Source organism: Xenophilus sp., from assembly GCF_044462705.1.
GTDB lineage: Bacteria > Pseudomonadota > Gammaproteobacteria > Burkholderiales > Burkholderiaceae_C > Xenophilus > Xenophilus azovorans.
The window spans coordinates 21,840-25,934 of record NZ_JBIQNC010000051.1 but is presented as its reverse complement, the minus strand read 5'-3'; the positions used below and the strand labels follow the sequence as shown (position 1 = coordinate 25,934).

Sequence of the window (4,095 nt, the reverse complement as noted above, 5' to 3'; positions counted from 1 at the left end):
GGCAGGCCGTGGCGCTGGCCGACGGCGTAGTCGTTGTGGTCGTGCGCGGGCGTGACCTTCACCACGCCGGTGCCGAACGCGCGGTCGACGTAGTCGTCGGCGATCACGGGGATCAGGCGGTCCACCAGCGGCAGCCTCACGTTCCTGCCGACCAGCTTCGCGTAGCGCTCGTCCTCCGGGTGCACCATCACCGCCACGTCGCCCAGCATCGTCTCCGGCCGCGTGGTCGCCACCGTCAGCGTGCCCGAGCCGTCCTCCAGCGGGTAGGCGATGTGCCAGAGGAAGCCGTCCTCCTCCTCGCTCTCCACCTCCAGGTCGCTCACCGCGCTCTTGAGTTCCGGGTCCCAGTTCACCAGGCGCTTGCCGCGGTAGATCAGGCCCTCCTCGTACAGGCGCACGAAGGTCTCGGTCACCACCTTCGAGAGCTTCCCGTCCATGGTGAAGTACTCGCGGCTCCAGTCCACCGTGTCGCCCATGCGGCGCATCTGCCGGGTGATGGTGTTGCCGGACTGCTCCTTCCAATCCCACACGCGGGCCACGAAGTTCTTGCGGCCCAGGTCGTGGCGGTTCTGGCCCTGGCCCTGGAGCTGGCGCTCCACCACGATCTGCGTGGCGATGCCCGCGTGGTCGGTGCCCGGCACCCACAGCGTGTTCGCGCCCGCCATGCGGTGGTAGCGCGTCAGGCTGTCCATGATGGTCTGGTTGAAGGCATGCCCCATGTGCAGCGTGCCCGTCACGTTGGGCGGCGGGAGCTGGATGGCGAAGGAGGGCGCGCCGTCCTTCGGCTGCTGCGTGCCGCGGAAGCCCGCCCGCGCGTAGCCGCGGCGCTCCCACTCGGGGCCCCAGTGTGCCTCGATGGCGGCGGGTTCGAAGGACTTGGCGAGGCTCTGGAGGCCGGGTTGGGCAGGGGTGTCGCTCATGGCGTGAAAGGGTGGCGCGGCGCGGCCGCAGGGGCCGCGCCGCGCCAGGGGAATCGGGGGAAACACGCGATTTTATCGAGGGGGTTGCGGCCCCGGGCCGCTGGTGATAATCCCGCGATGCTCTTCCTGCTCTCGCCTGCCAAATCACTGGACTACGAATCGCCCCTGCCCGCCGGCATCGAGGCCACGCAGCCGGTGTTCGAGGGCCCGCGCAGCCCGGCGGCCGAGCTGATCCGCCTGATGCGCGGGAAGTCGCCGCAGCAGGTGGCCGAGCTGATGCACCTGTCGGACAAGCTGGCGGCGCTCAACGTGGCCCGCTATGCCGCCTGGAAGCCGCGCGGCACCGAGACCAACGCCCGGCCCGCCGCGCTCGCCTTCGACGGCGACGTGTACGGCGGCCTGCAGGCCAGGAGCCTGACGCCCGCCCAGCTCGCCTGGGCGCAGGCGCACGTCGTCATCCTCAGCGGCCTGTACGGCGTGCTGCGCCCGCTGGACCGCCTGCAGCCGTACCGCCTGGAGATGGGCACGCCGCTGGCCAACCGCCACGGCAAGGACCTGTACGCCTTCTGGGGCGAGCGCATCGCCGGCTACCTGAACGAGCGCGCGGCCGCCGACGCCTCGCCGGTGATCGTCAACCTGGCCTCGCAGGAGTATTTCCGCGCGGTCGACCGCCGGGCGCTGAAGGCGCGCGTGGTCGAGTGCCAGTTCGAGGACTGGAAGAACGGCCAGTACAAGATCATCAGCTTCTTCGCCAAGCGCGCCCGCGGCCTGATGGCGCGCTGGGCGATCCAGCACAAGGCCGGCACGCCGCGCCGGCTGGAGGGCTTCGACCTGGAGGGCTACGCTTTCGCGCCCGCCGCCTCGACGCCCGAACGCCTGGTTTTCCGAAGAAAACAATGACCACCCCCAGTCTTCGCGCACTTCGTGTCGCTTCGCCAACCCCCTTCGAGGGGGCACACTCGGCGGCCCGGCCAAGCCGGTTCCGCGCGTGTCCTCGCATGGCCTGCTCCGCGGCCGCCTGCCTCATGGGCTGCGAGGTCGCGCCGACGCCCGGCGCTGCCCAGGAGCATTGACATGCAACCGATCAGTCCCGAACTGCGCGAATGGATCGTCGCCCAGCTTGCGGCGGGCCATTCCGTCGCTGCGCTGCGCGCCTCCATGCACGCTGCCGGGTGGCGCGACGACGCCACCGACGCGGCGCTGGCCGAGGTGGAGCGCGCCGCGCTCGGCGGTGCGCCGGCCGTTGCCGCGCCCGCCGAGCCGGCCGGCCCCGCGCGCACCGAGATGCCCGGCCCCGACCTGGAGGGCGCGCCGCTGTACATCGATGCCGGCGACCGCCGCGTGCAGGTGCTGCAGACCGTCCAGCATCCGCGCGTGGTCGTCTTCGGCAACCTGCTGGGCGGCGAGGAGTGCGAGGCCCTGATCGCGGCAGCGCGCGCCCGCCTGGCGCGCTCGCTCACCGTGGAGACCAAGACCGGCGGCGAGACGCTCAACGTCGACCGCACCAGCGAGGGCATGTTCTTCGAGCGCGGCGAGAACGAGACGGTGCAGCGCATCGAGACGCGCATCGCGCGCCTGCTGAACTGGCCGCTCGAATTCGGCGAGGGCCTGCAGATCCTGCGCTACGTGCCCGGCGCGCAGTACCGCCCGCACTACGACTACTTCGACCCGCGCGAGCCCGGCACGCCCACCATCCTGCGCCGCGGCGGGCAGCGCGTGGGCACGCTGGTGATGTACCTGCAGGAGCCCGAGCAGGGCGGGGCCACCACCTTCCCCGACATCGGGCTGGAGGTCGCCCCGGTGCGCGGCACCGGCGTCTTCTTCAGCTACGACCGGCCCGACCCGGCCACCCGCACCCTGCACGGCGGCGCGCCGGTGCTGGCGGGCGAGAAGTGGGTCGCCACCAAGTGGCTGCGCGAGCGGGAGTTCAGGTGAAGGTCAGCGCCAACGGCATCGCCATCGAGGTCGAGGACACGGGCGGCGACGGCCCGGTCGTGCTGCTGATCATGGGCCTGGGCATGCAGTTGATCGCCTGGCCCGAGCCTTTCGTGCAGGGGTTGGTGCGCTCCGGCTACCGCGTGGTGCGGCACGACAACCGCGACATCGGGCTGTCGCAGTCCTTCGACGGCGCGCGGCGGCGCAACCTGCTGTGGGAGGCGCTGCGCCAGAAGATCGGCCTGCCCGTGCGCGCGCCCTACACCCTGCAGGACATGGCGCTGGACGCCATCGGCGTGCTCGATGCGCTGGACATCCGCGACGCGCACATCGTCGGCGCCTCGATGGGCGGCATGATCGCGCAGCGCGTGGCGGCCACCGCGCCGCAGCGCACGCGCTCGCTGGTCAGCATCATGAGTTCCAGCGGCGCGCGCGGCCTGCCCGGCCCACGGCCGGAGGTGGGCTCGGCGCTGATGCGCCGGCCCCGATCGCAGGACGAGGCGTCGCTGGTTGAGTACTCGCTGGGCCTGGTGCGTATGATCGCCAGCCCCGGCTGGCCCTTCGACGAGGCCGCCAACCGCGAGCGCATCGCCATCGGCCTGCGCCGCAGCTACCGGCCCGAGGGCATCGTGCGGCAGATGCTGGCCATCGGCGCCGACACCGGCCTGCGCTGCGAGGTGCTGCCGAAGATCACCGCGCCCACGCTGGTGCTGCACGGCGACGCCGATCCGCTGGTGCCCATCGCCTGCGGGCGCGACACCGCGCGGCGCATCCCCGGCGCGCGCTTCGAGGCCATCCCCGGCTTCGCGCACGACCTGCCGCCGGGCGCGCAGGAGGCGCTGCTGGCGCACATGATCCCCTTCCTGCAGGCGGTGGACGCCAGATGAGCATCGGCAACACCCCCGAGCAGTCGCAACTGGGCCGCAGCTCGGCCTACGTGGACCGCTACGACCCCTCGCTGCTGTTCCCGCTGTCGCGCGCGCCGCAGCGGCAGGCGCTGGGCATCGCGCCGCCGCCGCCCGGCGAGGCGCCGCGCCTGCCCTTCTTCGGCGCCGACATGTGGAGCGCCTTCGAGGTTTCGTGGCTCAACCCGCGCGGCAAGCCGCAGGTGGCGATCGCGCACTTCACCATCCCCTGCGAGTCGCCCAACATCATCGAGAGCAAGTCCTTCAAGCTCTACCTCAACAGCTTCAACGGCAGCGCCTTCGCCGACGCCGAGGCGGTGCGCGAGCGCCTGCGC

At 72.0% G+C, this 4,095-nt stretch carries 4 protein-coding genes and 1 pseudogene; 4 read left to right on the top strand and 1 reads right to left on the bottom strand.

The features are described 5' to 3' along the window. On the bottom strand, positions 1-920 hold a 920-nt coding region (locus ACIY1X_RS10420; RefSeq protein WP_399680327.1), incomplete at its 3' end, for a class I tRNA ligase family protein. Between the two features lie 117 nt (positions 921-1,037). Here ACIY1X_RS10420 and yaaA point away from each other — a divergent pair. From yaaA to ACIY1X_RS10400, 4 genes and pseudogenes are all read left to right on the top strand, one after another. Further along, positions 1,038-1,820 carry a peroxide stress protein YaaA gene (gene yaaA, locus ACIY1X_RS10415; protein ID WP_399680326.1) on the top strand — a complete coding sequence of 261 codons (783 nt, stop codon included), beginning with the start codon at positions 1,038-1,040 and terminating at the stop codon, positions 1,818-1,820. Between the two features lie 174 nt (positions 1,821-1,994). Continuing rightward, positions 1,995-2,855: a 2OG-Fe(II) oxygenase gene (locus ACIY1X_RS10410; protein ID WP_399680324.1), complete on the top strand. Its 861-nt coding sequence runs from the start codon at positions 1,995-1,997 to the stop codon at positions 2,853-2,855. Then, a complete protein-coding gene (locus ACIY1X_RS10405) occupies positions 2,852-3,742 on the top strand; it encodes an alpha/beta fold hydrolase (RefSeq protein WP_399680322.1) in 891 nt (296 codons plus the stop codon). The genes ACIY1X_RS10410 and ACIY1X_RS10405 overlap by 4 nt, the downstream gene beginning before the upstream one ends. Next, a pseudogene (locus tag ACIY1X_RS10400) lies at positions 3,739-4,095 on the top strand (NADPH-dependent 7-cyano-7-deazaguanine reductase QueF); the annotation flags it as partial. The gene ACIY1X_RS10405 and the pseudogene ACIY1X_RS10400, both read left to right, overlap by 4 nt.